We start from the raw sequence: 21,933 nt of genomic DNA on the forward strand, positions 1-21,933 counted from the left end.
GGGTGGGGTAACCACCCGGCCTTATTCTATTTTCCAAGGTGTTTTCATGACCAAGCAAGAACTGTACAAAAAAGCCTGTATGCTGCCGCTTCTTCCGGGTGTCTATATCATCCGTGACAAATCGGATGAGATCATCTATATCGGCAAGGCCAAGCGCCTGCGGACCCGTGTTTCCCAGTATTTCCGGGAAGGCGTGCCCCACGATGCCAAGGTCACCCAGATGATCAACCACGCCTTCACCTTTGATGTGATCGTCTGCCAGAGCGAGTTTGAAGCCCTGGTGCTGGAAGCCAGCCAGATCAAGGCGCATACCCCCAAATACAACATCCTGCTCAAGGATGACAAAGGGTACAGCTATGTCAAGATCACGAAAGGGGACTGGCCCCGCATCTCGGCCGCTTTGCAGAAAGATGATGAAAACGCGGATTACATCGGCCCATTCACCTCCTCTTTCGCGGTGCGGGAGATGGTGGAAACGGCCCAGAACTGCTTTCTGCTGCCCCGCTGCAACAAGGAATTTCCCCGGGATATCGGCAAGGGCCGCCCCTGCCTGAACGCCCACATTGGCAAGTGCATGGCGGTGTGCAGCGGCAAGGTCAGCTGTCAGGCCTACAATGAGGCCGTGCAGGGGGCTTTGCAGATGATCCGCTACGGCAAGAAGGATATCCTGCGCCAGCTTCGGGAAAAGATGGAAGCCGCCTCCGAGCGCCTGGACTTTGAATCCGCCGCCATTCTCCGGGACCAGATCGCCGCCATTGAGCGGGTGGCAGCCGGACAGAAGGTTGTTATGGAGAGCGGCACCGAGATGGATGTGGTGGCCTTTGCCGGCACCAGTCGGGCGGTCTGTGCCGCCGTGCTGCGGTACCGGGAAGGTCGCCTGACCGATAAGCGGGAGTTTGTCTTTCACGATACCACCGACATTGCCGCCGTGCGGGAAGAATTCCTGCCCCAGTACTATCTGGACGGCGAGTATGTCCCCAAGACGGTGGCGGTGGATGCCTTGCCGGAGGCTCACGAAGCCCTCAGCGAGGCTCTGGCCCAGGCCCGGGGCAGCAAGGTGGAACTGTATGTGCCCCAGCGCGGGGACGTGGCCAAGCTGGTCACCATGGCCTACACCAACGCGGTGGAGCGCCTGGGACGGGAAAGCGGCCGTTATACCAGAGAGGAAAAACTGCTGGAGGAAGCGGCCCAGGTGCTGGGTCTGAAAGCGCCGCCCCGCCTGATCGAAAGCTATGATATCTCCAACTGGGGCGATGGCTCCAGCGTTTGCGGCATGGTGGTGTTCAAGGATGGCAAACCTTACCGCAGCGGCTATCGCCGGTTCAAGATGCGGGAAGTCATCGGCACCGACGACTATGCCTCTCTGGCCGAGACCCTCAGCCGCCGTGCTGCTGAGTATGAGGCCGCACGGCGCGGGGATAAGCCGGACGGCCCCGGCAATCAGTTTGCCGCCCTGCCGGACCTGTTGCTCATCGATGGCGGCAGGGGACAGGTATCTGCGGTACGGCAGGCCCTGCGGGGCACAGCGCTGGAAAATGTTCCCACCTTCGGTATGGTCAAGGATGACCACCACCGCACCCGGGCTATCGTAGATGATGCGGGGGGCGAAATCGCCATCAACCGGCATCGGAATATCTTTACCTTTGTAACGGCCATTCAGGATGAAACCCACCGTTACGCCAACGATTACCGCAAGCGTCTGATGAAGAAAAAATCTTACGCAGCGACCCTGACGGCCTTGCCCGGGGTAGGGGAGAAGACATCGGCCGCCTTGCTGGCCCATTTCAAGACGGTGGCGGCGGTCAAGGCGGCGTCCATTTCCGATCTCGAGGAAGTCAAGGGCATCAGCCACGCCAAGGCCGAAAAAATTTACAACGCCCTGCGGGCCTGAGCGGGTAGTTTCGACTTGACAAGATAGGGCAAAGACTCCATAATAGATGAGATTAGGGAAGAATCCTTCGTTTCAACACTGAAAAGAAAGGCAGGTGCCGCTGCTATGCGAGTGATCGCCGGATCCGCCCGCGGCAAAAATCTGGCCGCCCTTCCGGGCGAAGACGTGACCCGCCCCACCATCAACCGCGTGAAAGAGGCCATGTTCTCCAGCGTACAGTTCCTCCTGCCGGGGGCACAGGTGCTGGATTTGTTTGCGGGAAGCGGTCAGCTGGGGATAGAAGCACTTTCCCGCGGTGCCGCACAGTGCACATTTCTGGATGCCAGCCCCGATGCAGTGAAAATCGTCACTGCCAACTGCCGTACTGCTGGCGTACAGGATCGGGCCCGCATTTCCTGCGGGGATTCCTTCAACTACCTGCACACCGCCCGCGGCCCGTTTGATCTGGTCCTGCTGGACCCGCCCTTTGCCCACGGTACACTGGCAAAGGTGCTGCCGCTTCTGGAACGCAGTGTGGCACCCGGAGGCGTTGTTCTGTGCGAAAGCGAACTGGAAGCTGAGCTGCCGCCGCAGGCGGGAAGCCTGCAGCTGGTAAAACAATACAAGTACGGCAAAATTCTTGTCAGCCGTTATGAGAGAGAGGGACAGCCATGAGTGTGGAAGAATTGCTTGAATTGATGGAAGAAACGCTGGAAGAAGGCGGAGGCGTTCCTTTCAGCCCTTCCAAGCGCTTTGTGGATGTGGACCGCATGCGGGACATCATTGATGAGGTGCGCAACAATCTGCCGGATGAGATTCGCGACAGCAAAAAGATCGTGGCTGACCGGGAACAGATCCTGAAAGGTGCCCGTGCCGAAGCCGACGGGATCATTCAGCAGGCGGAAGAACGGGCACGGGGTCTTGTTTCGGACCAGGAGATCGTCCGGCGTGCGCAGCAGCGCGCGGCGGAGATTCTTTCTACGGCCCAGGAGCAGGCCAAGGAGATCAACCGCAGTGCCACCACTTACTGCGAGGCCATCCTGAAAAATTCTGAGGAAGTTCTGGCCCGCAGTGTGGCGGATATCAAGAAAACCAGGATGAATCTGCGCAGTGCTGCGGCCCGTGGCCTGCGCGGCCCCAAAAAGTAAGTACATAGTTACTCCCTGTTTGTGAAAGCAGAACCGCCGACCGGATATTCCCGGCCGGCGGTTCTGCTTTTTTCGGCTTCTGTCGAAGAAAAGGACTGAAAACAAATACCGACGGTTTGCCTGCTTTTTGGCGCCGGAACCGATTTTTTCCCCACTGTTCACCCCGGCATTTTCAGATGTGAAAAATCCTTGCCCACTGTGTTTTTTTGCCCCGCGGACTTGCTTTTTGCCCTGTAATTTGGTACTATGATGGTACAGCTGTGGGTAAAAAAACCTTAAAAAGGGTTAAAGTGGGTAGTTTTCAACGTTTTCAACTGCGTTTTCAACTGCTCTCCAACGGCTGGACGTCGAAAAACAGAGAAAATCGGCAGGGAGGAGGGAGTTTTCAACATGTTCGTGGGCCGCTTCGATTATGCCATCGACGGCAAAGGACGGTTGAACTTCCCCGCCAAGTTTCGTGACGGCATGGGTGAGACGTTTATTGTGACCCGCTGGCTGGATCATTGCCTTGCTGCGTTTCCCACCGCGGAATTTGAAAAGGTGGCGGAACGCATTGCGGAAAAAGGGCTCGTCAAAGGCCGTCAGGTAAGCCGGATGCTGTATTCTTCCGCCACCGAGGTCACTCCGGACAAGCAGGGGCGCATCCAGCTGCCGGCAGAATTGCGGCAGTACGCAAACCTGTCTCATGATGTGACCATCATCGGAAACCGGACCTTTGCCGAAATCTGGAATACAGACACCTGGAACCAGAATCAGGCTGCTTCGGATGAAGATTTCACCGCAGCCATGGAAGCTCTGGATTTCTGAACAACAAGGCGCACGGCGCAAAAGGACATCGAAATGGAATTTTCCCACATACCCGTATTGCTGCAGCCCTGCCTGGATGGATTGGCGATTGATCCCACCGGTATCTATCTGGATGGTACCGCCGGCGGCGCAGGGCACTCCCGTGAAATTGCCAAACGCCTGACCACAGGGCGGCTGATCGCTCTCGATCAGGACCCGGATGCGGTGGCAACAGCCACCGAAAGGCTTAAGGGTCTTCCCGCCCTTGTGGTCAGGGCCAATTTCCGGCAGGCAGCGGCTGTGCTGGATGACCTGGGAATTGAAAAGATCAACGGTGCTTTGCTGGACCTGGGGGTCTCGAGCCATCAGCTGGATGAAGCCTCCCGTGGCTTCTCCTACCACGCGGATGCACCGCTGGACATGCGGATGAGTCAGCAGGGCCCCACCGCGGCGGATCTGCTCGATTCGCTGCCCCGGGAAGAAATTGCCCGTATCCTGCGCGAATACGGGGAAGAGCCCTATGCCTGGCAGATTGCCGGCAAGATCGTGCAGCAGCGGGAACAGACGCCGATCACCACCACCCTGCAGCTGGCAGAACTGGTGGCGGCCGCCGTGCCGCCCAAAGAGCGCCGTAAGAGCAAGAATCCGGCGCGCCGCACATTTCAGGCCGTTCGCATCGCGGTGAACGGGGAACTGGATGCCCTGAATGAAGGCCTGGAAGCTTTGTTTGACAGACTGGCGCCGGGTGGGCGCCTGTGCGTGATCACCTTCCACAGCCTGGAAGACCGGCTGGTGAAGAACAAGTTCCGCCGTTGGGCGCAGAAATGTACCTGCCCGCCGGAACAGCCCATCTGCACCTGCGGCGGCGTGGCCAAAGCCACTCTGATTACCCGGCATCCCATTGAGGCAGATGCCGAGGAACTGGAGGAGAATCGCCGCAGTCGCTCGGCAAAATTGCGGGTACTGGAAAAGAACTGAGCACAACAACTTTGCTTTTGGAACACAGATAGAGGGGGTGCTGACCATGACTTCGGCAGCATATCAAGTCAACAATGCACAATCGGTCCGCCGTGCACCGCGGGTGCGTGTGGTGCGCGGCGGACGCTTCCACTTCGGCCGCGCCAAAGAATTCATGCGTCAGATCGCATCGGTGCTGGTGATCGTGGTTTTTCTGGCCTTGATCACGGCCATTGTGGCCGGTCAGGCAAAACTGACCGAGATCTCCGGCGATATTGATGCCAAGCGTACGGAACTGGCTGACGCACAGACCACCTATGAGTATTTGTCCGGCAAGATGGACGAGATTTCCAACAGCGCCAATATCGATGAGGTGGCACAGAGCCGCCTGGGTCTGGTCAAGACCGATCCCAGCCAGGTGACCTATCTCCGCCTGGACGACGAAAGCATCATCGAAAAGAGCAACTCCAAAACCGATGAGATCCTGGATGGGCTGTATACCGCAGCCCTTAGCCTGATCGGCAGTTTTGAACCGTAAGCAAAGCCCAAAAGCGTGCATCCCGCGTCGGGGCACGCTTTTTGCCTTTTTATGACCTGTACCCAACGGAAGGAAAACAACCATGCAGAACAATCGTGACAGGCAAAATGAACGGCACTCCATCAACAATGCCCTGCGTGTGCGCACATTGATGCTGGTGGCGCTGTTCATAATTTTTGGTATGGGCCTTTTGATTTATCAGCTGTACGCACTGCAGCTGCGTGACCCTGAAAAGTATCGTGTCGGTGCGGCGGAACAGCAGCTTTCGGATGAGACCATCCCGGCCTCCCGCGGAACCATCTACACGTCCACCGGCAAGGTCCTGGCCAAGAGTACCACTGTCTGGAACATCATCGCGGATCCTTCCCGGTGCAATGCAAAGTACATTGCGCAGGCAGCCCAGGATATCTCCAACCTGCTGGGAGGGAGCGTGTCGGCGGAAAGCATCCTGGAAAAACTCAGCGATACGAAAAGCCAGTATAAAGTCCTGGCCCGTGGGGTGGACTTGCCCACCAAGGATGCCATCATTGAATATGCCAATACCAAGCGGCCCCTCAATGACGGAGACGAGGAAAAAGACTGGGAAACCGTTCTGAACATCTATACCGAACAGGCATCGACCCGCAGCTATCCTTATGGCTCTTTCCTGTCTTCGGTACTGGGCTTCACCAATTCGGACGGCGAAGGCATCTATGGTCTGGAAAAGTCCTATCAGGAGGAGCTGGCCGGTACGCCCGGACGTCGGATCACCAGCCAGAATGCCTTGGGTTATACGTCCGATGATGAAGGGAAAGTGTATGAGCCCGTCAACGGCTATGACCTGCACCTGACCATTGATGACCAGGTACAGACGGTGGTGGAGAAGTATCTGGGACAGGCACTGAAAGAATACAGTGTAAAGAACCGTGGTACAGTCATTGTCATGGATGTGAACACGGGCGCCATTCTTTCCATGGCCACCATGAGTCAGTTTGACCCCAATGATCCCTATACCATTGCGGATCCGGAAATGGCCGCTGTTCTGGAGGATGGAACCCTGACTGCCGAGGAGATCGACCTGCTGCAGTCCCGCCTGGGAGAAAGCAATGTGGCCTCCATTGTGGAGGACGGCGTGCTCAGTTCCGAGGAGTATTCCACCCTGCAGGGTTATATCCGGGAAGCCCAGTGGAAGAATAAGAGCGTGACCGAACTGTATTTCCCGGGTTCCGTCTTCAAGCTGGTCACCGCGGCTTCCGCGCTGGATTCCGGTTTGATGGATGCCAGCCAGGTGTTTTACTGCAACGGCAAACTCACCGTCAATGAAGGGACGCAGTGGGAAACCACCTATGGATGCGCCAATGATGCGATTCACGGGCCGCTGGATATGGCGGGCGCTCTGGAAAAGAGCTGCAACCTTTATTTCATCCAGGTGGCAGAGCTGATGACCCCGGAGTTTTTCTATAACTATTACCAGGCATTCGGTCTGGATGAGACCACCGGCATTGACCTGCCTTATGAGTCCAAGGGCATTTCCAAGACGCAGGCAGATATGGAGCAGGTCAAGACTGACCTGTACTCTACGGCTTTTGGACAGACCCAGAAACTCACCGCCATCCAGATGGCCACCGCCGTTTCTGCGGTGGTCAACGGTGGGTATCTGGTTACCCCCTATGTGGTGGGCAGCATGACCGATGACGCGGGCAATGTGGTCAGTGAGACCCAGCCCAACATCCGCCGGCAGGTCATCTCCGAGGACGTGAGTCAGCAGCTGTGCGCCATGATGGAAAACAACGTGGGCGGCGGTAAAGAGGGATATTCCTGCCGCAACGTTTACGTGGCCGGTTACTCCATCGGCGGCAAATCCGGTACGGCGGAACAGCTGGACCGCAGCGAGCGTTCGGATGGCGACTACCACAAGCAGATCAGCTTTGCGGCGGTTCTGCCCGCCGACGACCCCGAAATTCTGGTCTTTGCGGTACTGGACGACCCCCGCTGGGTGGAAGATTTTGCCTCCCAGATCGTGGCTCCCATGGTGGGGAACATTATCAGCGAAATAGCACCTTACCTGGGCATTCCCCGGGACCCTGACTATGTGGAACCGGAAAGCATCACGGTGCCCAATGCCGTCGGTTCCCGCTGGTCTCTGGCGCAGGCCAATCTGAACAAGCTGGGCCTGGGCCATCAGCTCATCGGTTCCGGCAGCGAGATCGTCTACCAGTACCCCTATTCGGGTACTTCGGTCCCGGCGGGATCCACCATTTACTTCTACACTGATTCCACCACCGGCAGCCTGACCACCGTGCCGGACGTGACCGGCAAGACCGGTACCTTCGCCAGCCAGATGCTCAAGTCCGCCAACCTGAACGTCAAGCTGGTGGGGGATGCCAACGGCAAGGTGGTCTCTCAGGATGTGGCGGCTTCTTCCAGTGCGGAATTCGGCACCATTGTGACCATCCAGACAGAGACTGACACAACCAGTACAGATACAACACAAACCGATGAATCGGATACCAGCGAAACGGATACCACGAACCAGACGGATACTGAGGAGGGAACTGAATGAAACCGATCCATGCCAATGAACTGCTGGCCGGCCTGACTCTGGCGCGGCCGGTGGACATCACCGCCGTTGTCACTGACAGCCGCAAAGTGCAGCCGGGGTGCGTCTTTGTATGCTTTCCCGGTGCTCGGGTAGATGGCCATTATTTTGCCGAGACGGCCTATAAGGCCGGGGCGGAGTACGTGATTGCCAATCACCCGGTAGAAGGCGTGCCGGAAGATCACCTGGTGGTGACCCCGTCCAGTCACATGGCCATGCTGCGGATGGCATCCAACTATCGCACCCTGTTCAGTCCGCTCATGATCGGCGTCACCGGTTCGGTGGGAAAGACCACCACCAAGGAATTCTGTTATGCGGTACTGTCGGCTTTCGGCAATACCCTGAAGACGGAGGGAAACCAGAACAACGAGATCGGTCTGCCCAACACCCTGTTCCGTCTGGAAGACGCCACCGAGTATGCGGTGGTGGAAATGGGCATGAGTGCTCTGGGGGAAATTGCCCGCTTGACCCGCACGGCTCGTCCTTCCGCCGGGATCATCACCATGATCGGGGTCTCCCACCTGGAAAATCTCGGCAGCCGTGAGAATATACTGAAGGCGAAGCTGGAAATCTGCCAGGGGCTTCCGGATGGAGCTCCGCTTGTGCTCAATGGGGACGACGAACTGCTGCGCAGCGCAGCGCTGCCTGCCCGACTCAAGCCTGTCTGGTTTAGCCTGAAAGCGACGGGCGCAGATGTCTGTGCCGCCGATATCCGGGATGAAAAAGACGGCACCGCTTTCACTCTGCGGGATGCGGAACATGGCGATTTCGAGGTTCATATTCCCACCCAGGGCCTGCACACGGTCAGCGATGCCCTGGCAGCTTATGCGGCTGCCACCCGGCTGGGGCTGGACCCTGCCCGCGCCGCTGCCGCGCTCTCGGATTACAAGACCACCGGTATGCGGCAGAATATCGTGCAGCATGGCGGCATCACCTTCATTGAAGACTGCTACAACGCCAGTCCGGACAGCATGCGTGCGGCGCTGGATATCCTGCAGCGCCAGATTCCCGGCCCCGGCGGCCGCCGGATTGCCGTGCTGGGGGATATGCTGGAACTGGGGACGGCTTCCGAACAGGCACACCGGCAAACCGGAGAATGGGCCGCCGATGTGGTGGATTTGTTGCTGGCTGTCGGCCCCAACAGTACCGCCATGGCGGAAGCGGCCGGCGAAAAAGTAACAACATTGCATTGCCAAAATACACAGGAAGTAGTAGAATATCTAAGGTCGTATCTGCGCCCCGGTGATGTGGTTCTGGCCAAGGCCAGCCACGCCATGCAGTTTGAAGAAATGCTGCACAGCCTGTACGCGGAGCTTCCCGACCACGCATAAGACTACAACCTGAACTTTGGGGGAATTACCATATGGGGATGATCGTGTCCTGGATGCTGATCGCGGCGGCAATTGTCGCGTTCTGCGTTACTGTTGTTTCAGGCTTTTTCCTGATCCCGGCGCTGCACCGCCTGCATTTTGGCCAGACTATCCGGGAGGACGGACCCACCTGGCACAACAAAAAGCAGGGCACTCCCACCATGGGCGGCCTGTGCTTTATTCTGGGAATTCTGTTGGCCTGCGGTGTGGTGTATGCCGGACTTTCCGCCAAGGCGCCGGAACTGGTGGCACCGCAGCAGGTCCAGGGAGGCCTGCTGGTGCTGTTCCTGGCCTTCGGCTCCGGCGTCATCGGATTTCTGGATGACTTTATCAAGGTGGTGCGCCACCGCAATCTGGGCCTTCTGGCGTGGCAGAAACTTGTCATGCAGTTTGTTGTCACCGGTGCTTTCATGGCCGGTCTTCACAGTCTGGGGCTCATGACCACCATCATCATGGTACCGGCTGTGGGTGCGGTGAATCTGGGCTTGCTTTACTATCCCATCGCTTTCTTCGGCATCATTTTCCTTGTGAATGCCGTGAATCTTACCGATGGTCTGGACGGCCTGTGCTCCTGTGTGACCTTTGTGTCCATGCTGGGATACCTGCTGGCAGCCAGCATGCTGGGATTTTACCATGTGGCAGTTCTTTCTACTGCCACCGCGGCCGCCTGTGCCGGTTTCCTTGTCTGGAATTTTTATCCTGCCAAGGTGTTCATGGGAGACACCGGCAGCATGTTCCTGGGGGGAATGGTCACGGCACTGGCCTTTGTGATGGGCCGTCCGGAACTGGTCCTGTTCTTCGGCATCGTCTTTATCTGGGATGCCATGACCGTTGTGATCCAGCGCGTGTACTACAAAGCCACCCATGGCAAGCGCATCTTCCGCATGACGCCGATCCATCATGCCTTTGAGATGCGCGGCTGGAAAGAGGCCCGCATCGACGCCTTCTTCAGCCTGATTGCCGTTATGGGTGTGGCGCTGGGGCTTCTGTACATCTATCTTGCGTAACATCCTGCACCGCTCCCTTTGCAGGAAAGGAGGGACCTGCCCGTGACCGCTGCACGCATTTTTGACATTACATTCGGCAATCTGGTACGTTTTGCACAGAATGCAGCCTTTCGCAAAGAGGAGCACGGGCCTGTCTCTTGGGGCTTTGTGGGCACCTTGCTGCTGGTTTTGTGCTATGGGCTGATTATGCTGTTTTCAGCCAGCTATGTCACCGCCTATTATCGGTTTGGGGATATCTACCATTACATAAAACCACAGGTGATTCTGGCGTTGGGCGGCCTGTTCCTCATGGTAGTGATTTCCAACATAGACTACCATGCGTTGCGCTATCTGTATGCACATCTGTATGTGGGACTGATGTTCCTGCTGGTGCTGGCTCTGTTCAGTAAGGAGATCAACTACGTTCATCGCTGGGTGTATATTCTGGGCATTAGCGTCCAGCCTTCGGAAATCGCCAAGTTTGCGGTTATTCTGGGAGTGGCCCTGTATACCGATGAACACTATGAACAACGGCGGACCCTGGTGCATGGCATGATCATGCCGATCCTGCCGGTACTTCCCATTGTGGTTCTGCTGCGCATGGAACCCCACAACTCTGCCATTCTGCTGATCTGCATGATCCTGGGCACCATGCTTCTGTGCGGCGGCTGCGCGCTGCGCTGGATGCCTGTGATGGCCGGTGTGGCCATGGGCGGTCTGTATCTGATGCTGACCGCTGAAGGGAATGATGTCGCCAACGAGCGCCTGGGTGCCTGGGGCCTGTTTGCTGAAAGTGATGTGGATCTTGGTTATCAGACAACCCAGAGCCTGTATTCCATTGCTTCGGGCGGCCTGACCGGTCTTGGCATCGGCAACAGCCGTCAGAAACAGCTGTGGCTGCCGGAAGCAACCAATGACTTCATCTTTTCTGTTCTGTGTGAAGAGTTGGGCTTTATCGGAGCGGTGCTTTGCATCGGACTGTTTGCGGCCCTGCTCATTCAAGGCATCCTGATTGCCCTGCGCTCGCCGGACTATTTCGGCAGTATGCTGACCATTGGCGTGATGGCGCAGATCGCATGGCAGGTATTCTGTCATATCGGTGTGGTTACGGCCACCTTGCCCAACACTGGCATCAGCCTGCCCTTCTTCTCATCGGGCGGAAGCAGCTTGTTGCTGCTGCTATGTGAAATGGGGGTCGTACTCAGCGTATCACGGGCGGGAAATGCCAAAATCATGGCGCAGCGGAAACGCAGCCAGGATGAGCTGATGCGTCGCCTGCATGGCAACAGCCCCACACGCAAAGTCTATCGCCGGCGGGAGAATGTCAGCGGCTGACACCCGCCGCTTTTGGGTATCGAGGGAAAGAGAGGGAACCATATGCGTGTTCTGATCGCCGCCGGCGGTACTGCCGGACACATCAATCCTGCGCTGGCCATTGCCGGTGCGCTGAAAAAGGCAGAGCCGTCTGCGGAAATTCACTTTGTGGGGCGCCGGGAAGGAATGGAGTACGGCCTTGTGACGGCGGCCGGATATCCCTTTCATCATATTGAAATCAATGGTTTTCAGCGCCGCCTGACGCCCAAAAATATTGCCCGCAATTTCCAGGCGCTTTATCATCTGGCCCTGTCCGGTCCGCGCACGGCGGCAATCCTTCGGGAGGTCCAGCCGGATCTGGTCATCGGCTGCGGCGGTTATGTCAGCGGTCCGGTGGTGCGGGCTGCGGCCAAAAAGGGAATCAAGACGGCAATTCATGAGCAGAATGCCTTCCCCGGAGTCACCAATAAGCTGTTGGCCAAAGATGTGGATGTGGTCTTTGCGGCCAGTGCCGCCGCGGTGGAAAAACTGGGCGCTCCGGATAAGACGCAGGTGGTAGGCAACCCTGTCCGTCCGGAAATCCTGACCCAGGACCGGGCGGCCGCCCGCGCTGCCATCGGAGCAGGGGACCGTACGGTGATTCTGAGCTTTGGCGGCAGCCTGGGCGCCCGACGCATCAACGAGGTAGTGGGTGCCCTGTGCGGCTGGGAACAGAAGACCCATCAGAATGTGCTGCATCTGCATGCCACAGGCAGCCGTGGGGTACAGCTGTTTCAGGACCTGGCCAAACAGGAAGGTTTTGCGCCCGGTCCCAATCTGGTGGTAAAGGAATATATCAAGAATATGCCGGAACTGCTGGCCGCAGCCGATCTGGTCATTTCCCGTTCGGGCGCTTTGACGCTGGCGGAACTGGAAGCCATGGGCCGTGCTGCCATCCTGATTCCCAGCCCCAACGTGGCCGAAAACCACCAGTATTATAATGCCCTGGAATTGCAGAAGGCCGGCGCAGCGGTGGTCATTGAAGAGAAGGACCTGACCGCCGAAAAACTGATTGAGACTGTGCAGCAGTTGCTGGCTGCCCCGGGACGTCTGGCCGAGATGGGCCGTCAGGCACGCACCTTGGCCCAGCCTCGCAGTCTGGACATGATTACAGAACGTCTGCTTGCCCTGGTCAAAACGGGCAGGTAAGAAGTGCAACGCCCCACCCTGTGCGGGGCGTTTTGTGCGTATTGTCCTTTTTCTATTTTCACGACAGAAAGGAGGCCGCGGATGGATCGTAACCAGCGAAGCCGCCGGCAGAAAGCAGCCGCGACCCCGCCCGCAAACCAACGTCCGGCACCGCGCAGCATGAAAAGCCGCCTGGGACTGACCAAGAAAGCCCAGCCCGCCGGACAGCCCCGACGCGCCCGTCCGGTGCAACAGCCCACAGGACAGCGCACAGGCCCGCAGCAGGGGATGGACGGTAGGGAAAACATCAGGGGGCGCCGTCCGCAGCAAAATCCGCAGAAAGCCGCTTACCGTCAGAATCCGAACCGTCGTCCGCCGCGCCGCGTGACACATGCCGAACAGCTGCGCCTCCGTCGCCAGCGCGCTGTGCTGGGAGCGCTGCTGGTGTTTGCAGTCCTTGTTGGCGGGATCATTCTTTCGGTCAATCTGCTGTTCAAGGTCACGGACTTCCGCATTGAAAACACCGATGGTTCCACACCAGCGAACACCGGTGTTTATACCGAAGACCAGATCATCGAATTGCTGGGAATTTCGGAAGGCGACAGCCTGTTTGGCTTTTCCGCCCGGGAAAAGTCCCAGTTCCTGCTCAGTAATCTTCCCTATCTGGACGTGGCGGATGTGGGCACCCAGATGCCAGGTACGGTGGTTGTCAAAGTACAGCCGGCTACCGAGCGCTTTATGATGGAATACGCAGGCCAATGGCTGGTATTCAGCGATCATCTCAAGGTACTTCGCACCAGTGACAGCCAACCCGATGGGCTGATCTGGCTGGAAGCCGACATACCACAGGGACAGGCAACCACGCCGGGAAGCTTCCTGTCACTGCAGGCACAGACAGAGGAGCAGGCGACGGCAGAGACCAGCCATATTTCTGCCCAGGACACGCTGGAGCAGATGATGACAGCGTTGGAAGAAAATGGGCTCAAGGATGGAATTTCCGTCATTGATATGACCGACTTGAGCGAACTGAACTTCCTGTATCAGGGCCGTGTTTCCGTCACACTGGGTACTGCCAACAATCTGGATTACAAGATTCGCTTTGCAGCGACCCTGATTCTGGATGTGAACGGTACCGGCCTGACCTCTTCGGACCGCGGCACGCTGGATGTGAGCCGTCAGCTGGAGGATGGCAATATTGAGGCCACCTTCAACAGTGATACCAGCACGCCCACACCCGCGCCCACTCCTACCCCGGAAGGGGACGGAGATGAAACCGGCGAAGGGGCCGATGCAACCGGCAGCGGTGGCGATTCCACCGAAACCACCCCCACTCCGGAACCGACTCCCGTACCGGAAGGCTGAGACCATCGCCGCCACGGAATAACATAAAACCCCCGCAGCCCTTTGAACTGCACCCCATTTGTTAGACAGTATGGTATACTGGATAACAAGTGGGGTGCTTTATTATGCCGAAAGGAATACCAAACAAACGCTACACACCGGAATTTAAGCAACTGGTAGTGGAGACAATGCGAGAAGAACATTTAAGTGTTCGGGAAGTAATGCGAAGGTTTAAAATCAATGATCATGGCATTATTGAACGCTGGGAACGAATCTATCTTGAAGAAGGGCCGGAAGGATTGGCGATAGAACGTCGAGGGCGCAAAAGAAGAAGCCGGCTTGCGAAGCTGTCTAAAACAGTTGAAGAAGACCTTATTGCCGAGAACCAGCGACTGCGCGCGGAGAACGAATACCTAAAAAATTTGCAAGCCTTGGTTTTGGAGGAAGAGCGACGCCGGCACAGAAAATGCAGGTAGTCCAAACACTAAGGCCGAAATATCCTTTGTCCCAGCTGCTCGAAATCGCTCAACTGCCTCGTGCCACTTTCTACTACCATCTGAAGCGGATGCAAAAGGAAGATAAATACGAAGAAGCAAAAGCGGAGATTTCCTCCATTTACCACGAAAACAAAGGGCGGTATGGATACCGGCGCATTACCGCAGCACTACACAAGAACGGTATACATTTGAACCACAAGACGGTGCAGCGACTCATGAAAGATCTGGGATTGGTTTGCCGTGTCAGACCCAAGAAGTATCGCTCTTACAAAGGAGAAGTGGGCAAGATCGCCCCTAATCTGCTGAACAGAGACTTCCATGCGGAAATGCCAAACCAGAAGTGGGTTACTGACGTGACAGAGTTCAGCCTGTTCGGCCAGAAGCTCTATCTTTCTCCAATCTTGGACCTGCACAATGGGTATTTGGTAAGCTACGCTATCTCTGACCGTCCGGTTTTAAGCATGGTAACGAAGATGCTTGCCAAAGCCTTTGAAACCATACCGGATGGAACCAGACTGATTCTTCACTCCGACCAGGGCTGGCAATACCAGCACAAGCAGTACCGGAGGATGCTTAAAGCAAAGGGCATCCGGCAAAGCATGAGCCGCAAGGGAAACTGTTTGGACAATGCAGTGGCGGAAAACTTCTTCGGTCTGCTCAAGAGCGAATTGCTCTATCTACAAAAGTTCCAGTCCATGCGGCACTTCAAACAAGAACTCATTGACTATCTGGATTACTACAATAACCGACGTATTAAGACAAAGCTAAAGGGCCTGCCGCCTGCAATTCACAGACAACAAGCCCTTTCGGTTGCTTGAACAGTTTTTATTTGAAAATATTGTCTAACTTTTGGGGGTCATTTCACTTTCGGGTACTGCGGGGGTTCTTTGTTTTATCTCAGCGACAAAGTCAGTGTCAGACGCTCAGTTCGGCTTTCTGACCAACGGCATCAGGGTTGGCGGCCAGCAGGGGACGAATATACTGGTCCAGATACTCCTGTACCTGTTCCGGAGCCCGACCGGTGAAATCTTCCGGACTCAGCTCTGCTTCGATCTCCTCGCGGCTCAGCCCAAAGGCGGGATCGGCTTCCACGCGGGCGATCATGTCGTTGGGTTTGCCTTCCTGCTTGACCACAGCGGCAGCGGCCACAGCGTGCTCACGCAGGCGCTCGTGCAGTTCCTGACGGTCGCCGCCCTTTTTCACGGCCTTCATCATGATGTTTTCGCTGGCCATGAAGGGCAGCTCTGCCATCACCCGGCTGCGGATGACCTTGGGATACACCACCAGCCCATCCGAAACATTCAGCAGGATGTTCAGGATGGCGTCAGCGGCCAGGAATCCCTCGGCCATGGCGATGCGCTTGTTGGCGCTGTCGTCCAGGGTGCGCTCAAACCACTGGGTACCGGCGGTCACAGCAGGGTTCAGCACGTCGATCATCAGGTAGCGGGACAGGGCGCAGATGCGTTCGCAGCGCATGGGGTTGCGCTTGTAAGGCATGGCGGAAGAACCAATCTGATTCTTTTCGAAAGGCTCTTCCATTTCCTTGAAGTTGGCCAGCAGACGGATATCAGTGGCCATCTTCATGGCGCTCTGGGCAAGGCCGGCCAGGGCGGACAGCACATTGTAATCCACCTTGCGGCTGTAGGTCTGGCCGCAGACCGGAACCACCTTGTCAAAGCCCATCTGGGCGCAGACATCAGCTTCCACAGCCTTGACCTTGGCGGAATCCCCACCGAACAGCTCCATAAAGCTGGCCTGAGTGCCGGTAGTGCCCTTCACGCCGCGCAGGGCAAGCTGAGAGATCTGATGCTCAATCTCCTGCACGTCCATGTACAGCTCGTTCATCCACAGGGTGGCACGCTTGCCCACGGTGGTGAGCTGGGCGGGCTGGCAGTGGGTGTAAGCCAGACAGGGCATATCCTTGTACTCATCGGCAAACTTGGCCAGATTGGCCAGGGTCCCGATGATCTTCTTGCGGACCAGCTCCAGGCCCTGCCGCATGATGATGACGTCGGTGTTGTCGCCCACATAGCAGCTGGTGGCGCCCAGATGAATGATGCCCTTGGCGTGGGAGCACTGCAGGCCGTAGGCGTAGACGTGGCTCATCACGTCATGGCGGACCAGCTTCTCCCGTGCAGCGGCTTCCGCATAGTTGATGTCGTCCTTGTGGGCTTCCAGTTCGGCGATCTGTTCATCGGTGATGTCCAGACCCTGCTTCTGTTCGGCCTTGGCCAGAGCAATCCACAGACGGCGCCAGGTGCGGAACTTGTTGTCGTCAGAGAAAATATACTGCATCTCGTCCGAAGCATACCGGGTGGAGAAGGGCGAGATATAACGATCATGTGCCATTGAAAAAACTCTCCTTATCTGTCAGGGGATGGCGCATTACAGCTTGAAGTAGTTCACGCCGCCCTCAAAGATGGGCTGGTACTTGTCGCCGCCCACATTCTTGTACAGCTGATCGGCACTGCGTTCGCTGTGACCCATCTTGCCGAACACGCGGCCGTCCGGGCTGGTGATGCCTTCGATGGCCAGCACACTGCCGTTGGGGTTGTAGCGCTGGTCCATGGTGGGCACGCAGTTCAGGTCCACATACTGGGTGGCAATCTGACCGTTGGCAATCAGCTGCCGCAGCAGTTCATCACTGCACACAAAACGGCCTTCGCCGTGGCTGATGGCAATGAGGTGCTCGTCGTTGACATCGCACTCGGACAGCCAGGGGCTCTTGTTGGAAGCCACACGGGTACGCACCAGCATGCTCTGGTGGCGATGTACGGTGTTGAAGGTCAGGGTGGGATCGTCCTTGGTGATGGGACGGATCTCGCCGTAGGGGACAAGCCCCAGCTTGATCAGCGCCTGGAAACCGTTGCAGATGCCCAGGGCCAGACCATCGCGCTCGTTCAGCAGACGGTTCACCGCGTCGGCCACGGCTGGAGCACGGAAGAAGGCTGCAATGAACTTGGCGGAACCATCGGGTTCGTCACCGCCGGAGAAACCACCCGGCAGCATCAGGATCTGGGCCGCGTCGATCTCCTTGACCAGAGCTTCGCAGCTTTCGGCCACGTCGGCGGGGGTCAGGTTCTTCAGAACCAACACATGGGGATCACCGCCGGCGCGACGGAAGGCCCGGGCGGTATCATACTCGCAGTTGGTGCCGGGGAAGACGGGGATGATGACCCGTGGAGTGGCCAGACGCACGGCCGGAGCCACGCGCTGGAAGGGGGTGCAGTGGTATTCCAGGGCCTTGACTTCCTCGCCCGCACGGCGGTAGGGGAAGACCGGCTCCAGCTTGCGCTCCCACAGTTCCTGCAGGTGCGGCAGGTCCAGCTCTTCATCGCCCACACACATGGTGTAGTCCACGGTGGTGAAGCCCAGGAATTCACCTGCAGTGGCATCCAGCAGTTCCAGGATGACGGCGCCGTAGCAGGGCTCAAACAGCCGTTCGGGACGGAAAGCCTTGCTCAGCTTCAGGCCAACGTGGTTGCCCACACACATCTTGAACAGGGCTTCGCCGATGCCGCCGAATCCGGGGGTGGCAGCAGCCAGGACCTTGCCCTCGTCGATCATCTGCTCCACGATCTTGTAGATGGAAAGCAGGCTGTTGACTTCCGGCAGACCATCTTTGTACTGAGGTTTCAGAATGACCACCGAGCTGTTGGCTTTCTTGAATTCGGGGCTCAGCACGTCCCGGGTATTGCCCACAGCGGTAGCAAAGCTGACCAGCGTGGGAGGAACATCCAGACCCTCAAAGCTGCCGGACATGCTGTCCTTGCCGCCAATGGAGGCGATGCCCAGACCCATCTGGGCGTCCAGGGCACCCAGCAGCGCGGCCAGGGGCTTGCCCCAGCGCTCCGGTTTGTCGCCCAGATGCTCAAAGTATTCCTGGAAGGTCAGGTACATATCCTCGTGATGGAACCCGGCGCAGACCAGCTTGGTTACGCTCTCCACCACAGCCATGTAGGCGCCGCGGTAGGGATCCGCTTCGGTCAGGTAGGGGTTGAAGCCCCAGGCCATGCCGGAGCAGGTGGTGGTCTCGCCGTCCACCGGCAGCTTGGCAGCCATGGCCATGGAAGGCGTCAGCTGATACTTGCCGCCGTAGGGCATCAGCACGGTGGCCGCGCCGATGGTGGAGTCGAACCGTTCGCCCAGACCCTTCTTGCTGCAGACGTTCAGGTCGCTGACCATGGCTTCCATCTTCTCTGCCACGGTGTTGCCGGACCATTTCGGCTTCCAGGTCGTGCCGGCCTCGATGTGGGCGTCGGCATGGCGTTCGGCACCGTTGGAGTTCAGGAACTCACGGGACAGGTTGACGATGGGGGTGCCGTTCCACTCTTCCACCATCCGCTTTTCTTCGGTAACGGTGGCCACCACGGTGGCTTCCAGGTTCTCCTCGTTGGCCAGAGCGATGAAGCGGTCGGCATCCTCAGGGGCCACGGCCACGGCCATGCGCTCCTGGCTCTCGCTGATGGCCAGTTCGGTGCCGTCCAGGCCCTCGTACTTCTTGGTGACCTTGTTCAGGTCAATGTGCAGCCCGTCGGCCAGCTCGCCGATGGCCACGGAAACACCGCCGGCGCCGAAGTCGTTGCACCGTTTGATCATGCGGCAGGCATCCTCACGGCGGAACAGGCGCTGCAGTTTGCGCTCAATGGGGGCGTTGCCCTTCTGAACCTCGGCACCGCAGGTCTCCAGACTGGACAGCTTGTGGGCCTTGCTGGAGCCGGTGGCGCCGCCGATGCCGTCACGGCCAGTACGGCCGCCCAGCAGGATGATCACATCCCCGGGGGCGGGCTCTTCCCGACGCACATGGCTGGCGGGAGTGGCGCCCACCACGGCGCCGATCTCCATGCGTTTGGCCACATAACCGGGATGATACAGCTCATCCACCTGGCCGGTGGCCAGACCGATCTGATTGCCGTAGCTGGAATAGCCCTGGGCAGCGGTGGTCACCAGTTTGCGCTGGGGCAGCTTACCGGGCATGGTCTCAGACACGGGCTTCAGCGGGTCACCGGCGCCGGTCACACGCATGGCCTGATAGACGTAGCTGCGGCCGGACAGGGGATCGCGGATGGCGCCGCCGATGCAGGTGGCCGCGCCGCCGAAGGGCTCGATCTCGGTGGGATGGTTGTGGGTCTCATTTTTGAAGAGGAACAGCCAGTCCTGCTGCTCGCCGTCCACATCGCACTTGATCTTGACGGTGCAGGCGTTGATCTCCTCGCTCTCGTCCAGATTCTTCAGGATCCCACGCTGTTTCAGCGCCTTGGCGCCGATGGTGGCGCAGTCCATCAGGGTGCGGTTCTTGGCATTGCGGCCGGTTTCTTCCCGCAGGGCCATGTAGCGGTCAAAGGCCGCCTTGACAATCTCGTCGTCGATGGTCACGTTATCCAGGATGGTGCCGAAAGTGGTGTGGCGGCAGTGGTCGCTCCAGTAGGTATCGATGACCCGGATCTCGGTGATGGTGGGGTCACGATGCTCGCTGCGGAAATAGTTCTGGCAGAATACGATGTCGGCGTGGTCCATGGCCAGACCTTTTTCCTGCCGGAAGGCTTCCAGAGCGTCCTCATCCATCTCGATGAAGCCGGTCAGGGTCTCCACGGCGGACGGAACGGCAAACTCCATCTTCAGGGTGCTGCGCTCGTCCAGGCTGGCTTCCCGGGCTTCCACCGGGTTGATAACATACTTCTTGATGGCGGCCAGATCTTCCTCAGACAGGTCACCTTCCAGAATATACACCCGGGCGCTGCGCACATCGGGGCGTTCGCCCTGGCTCAGCAACTGGATGCACTGGGAAGCGGAGTCTGCCCGCTGGTCGAACTGACCGGGCAGGTACTCCACCGCAAAGACGGTGCCGCCCTGGGGCAGGGTGTCGTAGGTCACATCCACCGGCGGCTCGCTGAAGACGGTGGGCACGGCCTTCTCGAACAGGTCGCGGTCGATGCCTTCCACGTCGTAGCGGTTCAGCAGGCGCAGGCTTTTCAGCCCGGAAATGCCCAGCAGTTCGGTCAGCTCATGGAAAAGTCCCTGGGCTTCGCCGTCAAATCCGGGCTTTTTCTCCACATAAATGCGGTAAACCATTTGTTTTTCCTCCTTAACGGCGGTTCAGGGCGGCCATGGCGCGGGCACCGATGTCGCTGCGCTTGTGCACGCCGTCAAAATGAATCTGCTCAGCGGCCGCATAGGCCTTTTTCAGGGCGGAGGCCAGATCGGGAGCGGTGGCAGTCACGCCCAGTACACGGCCACCGGCGGTGACCAGGGCATCACCCTTGCGGGCGGTACCGGCATGGTAGACGGTCACATCGGCGGCGCCGGACAACTGCCCTTCGGTCAGGCCGGTGATCTCCTTGCCTTTTTCGTAGGTCAGGGGGTATCCGCCGGAGGCCAGGATCACACAGGCAGCGGCACCGTCGGAGAACTTCACCGGGGTCTTGTCCAGAGTGCCGTCGGTGGTGGCCTGCATCACGGTCAGCAGATCGCTTTCCAGCAGGGGCAGCACCACCTGAGCCTCGGGGTCACCGAAACGGCAGTTGTACTCAATGACTTTGGGCCCGTCGGGAGTCAGCATCAGGCCGAAGTACAGGCAGCCCTTGAAGGGGCAGCCTTCCGCCTGCATGGCCGCTACGGTGGGGGCAAAGATGGTACGCATGCACTCGTCTGCCACCTCGGGGGTGTAGTAGGGGTTGGGGGCCACGGTGCCCATGCCGCCGGTGTTGAGACCTTCGTCATGGTCCAGGGCGCGCTTGTGGTCCATGCTGGAAACCATGGGGATGACGGTCTTGCCGTCGCAGAAAGACAGCACGCTCACCTCAGGTCCGGTCAGGAACTCTTCCACCACCACATGGTTGCCGGAAGCGCCGAACTTCTTGTCCAGCATGATCTCCTTCAGCCCTGCTTCAGCCTCCGCCTCGTCCTGACAGATCAGCACGCCCTTGCCCAGAGCCAGACCGTCGGCCTTGATGACCACCGGATACTTGCCCTGACCGCGGATGTACTCCATGGCAGCGTCGGCGTTGTCAAAGGTCTCATAGGCGGCGGTGGGAATGCCGTACTTCTTCATCAGGTTCTTGCTGAACACCTTGCTGGCCTCGATGCGGGCGGCAGCGGCGTTGGGACCGAAGGCGGGAATCCCCACCTTGGCCAGCGCGTCCACCATGCCCAGGGCCAGGGGATCATCCTGGGCCACCACGGCGTAGTCAAAGCCTTCCTCTTTGGCAAAGGCTACCATAGCGTCCACATCGGTGGCCTTGATGTCCTTGCAGATGGCGTCATAAGCGATGCCGCCGTTGCCCGGTGCGCACCAGATCTCGGTGCACTGGGGACTCTTCTTCAGCGCGCGGATGATGGCATGTTCCCGTCCGCCGCCGCCAACGACTAAAATCTTCATCGC

17 protein-coding genes are annotated in these 21,933 nt (G+C 58.3%); 14 read left to right on the forward strand and 3 right to left on the reverse strand.

What is annotated here, in order from left to right; genetic code table 11:
• Positions 1–46 precede the first annotated feature (46 nt).
• From uvrC to AC127K_RS13135, 14 genes are all read left to right on the forward strand, one after another.
• Positions 47–1,891 (forward strand): excinuclease ABC subunit UvrC, encoded by a 1,845-nt coding sequence (uvrC, locus tag AC127K_RS13070; protein ID WP_483720909.1) that lies wholly within the window; start codon positions 47–49, stop codon positions 1,889–1,891.
• 105 nt (positions 1,892–1,996) lie between these two features.
• Positions 1,997–2,545 carry a 16S rRNA (guanine(966)-N(2))-methyltransferase RsmD gene (rsmD, locus tag AC127K_RS13075; protein WP_294540101.1) on the forward strand — a complete coding sequence of 183 codons (549 nt, stop codon included), beginning with the start codon at positions 1,997–1,999 and terminating at the stop codon, positions 2,543–2,545.
• Positions 2,542–3,018, forward strand: coding sequence for an HrpE/YscL family type III secretion apparatus protein (locus AC127K_RS13080; protein ID WP_294540099.1), 477 nt, complete (start codon positions 2,542–2,544; stop codon positions 3,016–3,018). The genes rsmD and AC127K_RS13080 overlap by 4 nt, the downstream gene beginning before the upstream one ends.
• A 390-nt stretch (positions 3,019–3,408) precedes the next feature.
• Positions 3,409–3,825 (forward strand): division/cell wall cluster transcriptional repressor MraZ, encoded by a 417-nt coding sequence (mraZ, locus tag AC127K_RS13085; protein ID WP_294540097.1) that lies wholly within the window; start codon positions 3,409–3,411, stop codon positions 3,823–3,825.
• A 33-nt stretch (positions 3,826–3,858) separates the two neighbouring features.
• Positions 3,859–4,782 (forward strand): 16S rRNA (cytosine(1402)-N(4))-methyltransferase RsmH, encoded by a 924-nt coding sequence (gene rsmH, locus AC127K_RS13090; protein ID WP_483720910.1) that lies wholly within the window; start codon positions 3,859–3,861, stop codon positions 4,780–4,782.
• 46 nt (positions 4,783–4,828) lie between these two features.
• Positions 4,829–5,299 (forward strand): hypothetical protein, encoded by a 471-nt coding sequence (locus AC127K_RS13095; RefSeq protein ID WP_483720911.1) that lies wholly within the window; start codon positions 4,829–4,831, stop codon positions 5,297–5,299.
• A gap of 82 nt (positions 5,300–5,381) precedes the next feature.
• Entirely contained in the window at positions 5,382–7,841 is a 2,460-nt protein-coding gene (locus AC127K_RS13100) for a penicillin-binding transpeptidase domain-containing protein (protein WP_483720912.1), read from the forward strand.
• Complete coding sequence (locus AC127K_RS13105) at positions 7,838–9,208, forward strand: UDP-N-acetylmuramoyl-tripeptide--D-alanyl-D-alanine ligase (RefSeq protein ID WP_483720913.1); 1,371 nt, start codon at positions 7,838–7,840, stop codon at positions 9,206–9,208. Before AC127K_RS13100 ends, AC127K_RS13105 begins: the two co-directional genes overlap by 4 nt.
• Positions 9,209–9,240: 32 nt before the next feature.
• Positions 9,241–10,254: a phospho-N-acetylmuramoyl-pentapeptide-transferase gene (mraY, locus tag AC127K_RS13110; RefSeq protein WP_294540088.1), complete on the forward strand. Its 1,014-nt coding sequence runs from the start codon at positions 9,241–9,243 to the stop codon at positions 10,252–10,254.
• 42 nt (positions 10,255–10,296) lie between these two features.
• Positions 10,297–11,568 (forward strand): FtsW/RodA/SpoVE family cell cycle protein, encoded by a 1,272-nt coding sequence (locus tag AC127K_RS13115; RefSeq protein ID WP_483720914.1) that lies wholly within the window; start codon positions 10,297–10,299, stop codon positions 11,566–11,568.
• A 42-nt stretch (positions 11,569–11,610) separates the two neighbouring features.
• Positions 11,611–12,735, forward strand: a complete 1,125-nt coding sequence (gene murG / locus AC127K_RS13120) for an undecaprenyldiphospho-muramoylpentapeptide beta-N-acetylglucosaminyltransferase (RefSeq protein WP_483720915.1) — start codon at positions 11,611–11,613, stop codon at positions 12,733–12,735.
• 81 nt (positions 12,736–12,816) lie between these two features.
• Positions 12,817–14,076: a cell division protein FtsQ/DivIB gene (locus AC127K_RS13125; RefSeq protein WP_483720916.1), complete on the forward strand. Its 1,260-nt coding sequence runs from the start codon at positions 12,817–12,819 to the stop codon at positions 14,074–14,076.
• Positions 14,077–14,180: 104 nt separating this feature from the next.
• Positions 14,181–14,531, forward strand: coding sequence for a transposase (locus AC127K_RS13130; RefSeq protein ID WP_483720450.1), 351 nt, complete (start codon positions 14,181–14,183; stop codon positions 14,529–14,531).
• The gene (locus AC127K_RS13135) at positions 14,522–15,370 is read left to right on the forward strand and encodes an IS3 family transposase (RefSeq protein WP_483720451.1); all 849 of its coding nucleotides are present in this window, start codon (positions 14,522–14,524) and stop codon (positions 15,368–15,370) included. The genes AC127K_RS13130 and AC127K_RS13135 overlap by 10 nt, the downstream gene beginning before the upstream one ends.
• 97 nt (positions 15,371–15,467) lie before the next feature.
• Here AC127K_RS13135 and purB read toward each other — a convergent pair whose 3' ends face one another.
• The 3 genes from purB to purD are packed head-to-tail and all read right to left on the reverse strand — an operon-like array spanning position 15,468 to position 21,930.
• Entirely contained in the window at positions 15,468–16,901 is a 1,434-nt protein-coding gene (gene purB, locus AC127K_RS13140; protein ID WP_483720917.1) for an adenylosuccinate lyase, read from the reverse strand.
• Positions 16,902–16,937: 36 nt separating this feature from the next.
• Positions 16,938–20,624: a phosphoribosylformylglycinamidine synthase gene (locus AC127K_RS13145; protein ID WP_483720918.1), complete on the reverse strand. Its 3,687-nt coding sequence runs from the start codon at positions 20,622–20,624 to the stop codon at positions 16,938–16,940.
• A gap of 13 nt (positions 20,625–20,637) precedes the next feature.
• Complete coding sequence (purD, locus tag AC127K_RS13150) at positions 20,638–21,930, reverse strand: phosphoribosylamine--glycine ligase (protein ID WP_483720919.1); 1,293 nt, start codon at positions 21,928–21,930, stop codon at positions 20,638–20,640.
• Between the last annotated feature and the right edge of the window lie 3 nt (positions 21,931–21,933).

The sequence above is a fragment of the Subdoligranulum sp. DSM 23681 genome (genome assembly GCF_057005535.1).

Coding starts and splice junctions, on each gene's coding strand:
- uvrC (WP_483720909.1), top strand. CDS start 47: ATGACCAAGCAAGAACTGTACAAAAAAGCCTGTATGCTGCCGCTTCTT.
- mraZ (WP_294540097.1), top strand. CDS start 3,409: ATGTTCGTGGGCCGCTTCGATTATGCCATCGACGGCAAAGGACGGTTG.
- rsmD (WP_294540101.1), top strand. CDS start 1,997: ATGCGAGTGATCGCCGGATCCGCCCGCGGCAAAAATCTGGCCGCCCTT.
- purB (WP_483720917.1), bottom strand. CDS start 16,901: ATGGCACATGATCGTTATATCTCGCCCTTCTCCACCCGGTATGCTTCG.
- AC127K_RS13145 (WP_483720918.1), bottom strand. CDS start 20,624: ATGGTTTACCGCATTTATGTGGAGAAAAAGCCCGGATTTGACGGCGAA.
- AC127K_RS13135 (WP_483720451.1), top strand. CDS start 14,522: ATGCAGGTAGTCCAAACACTAAGGCCGAAATATCCTTTGTCCCAGCTG.
- AC127K_RS13105 (WP_483720913.1), top strand. CDS start 7,838: ATGAAACCGATCCATGCCAATGAACTGCTGGCCGGCCTGACTCTGGCG.
- AC127K_RS13095 (WP_483720911.1), top strand. CDS start 4,829: ATGACTTCGGCAGCATATCAAGTCAACAATGCACAATCGGTCCGCCGT.
- AC127K_RS13080 (WP_294540099.1), top strand. CDS start 2,542: ATGAGTGTGGAAGAATTGCTTGAATTGATGGAAGAAACGCTGGAAGAA.
- AC127K_RS13130 (WP_483720450.1), top strand. CDS start 14,181: ATGCCGAAAGGAATACCAAACAAACGCTACACACCGGAATTTAAGCAA.
- mraY (WP_294540088.1), top strand. CDS start 9,241: ATGGGGATGATCGTGTCCTGGATGCTGATCGCGGCGGCAATTGTCGCG.
- murG (WP_483720915.1), top strand. CDS start 11,611: ATGCGTGTTCTGATCGCCGCCGGCGGTACTGCCGGACACATCAATCCT.
- rsmH (WP_483720910.1), top strand. CDS start 3,859: ATGGAATTTTCCCACATACCCGTATTGCTGCAGCCCTGCCTGGATGGA.
- AC127K_RS13125 (WP_483720916.1), top strand. CDS start 12,817: ATGGATCGTAACCAGCGAAGCCGCCGGCAGAAAGCAGCCGCGACCCCG.
- purD (WP_483720919.1), bottom strand. CDS start 21,930: ATGAAGATTTTAGTCGTTGGCGGCGGCGGACGGGAACATGCCATCATC.
- AC127K_RS13100 (WP_483720912.1), top strand. CDS start 5,382: ATGCAGAACAATCGTGACAGGCAAAATGAACGGCACTCCATCAACAAT.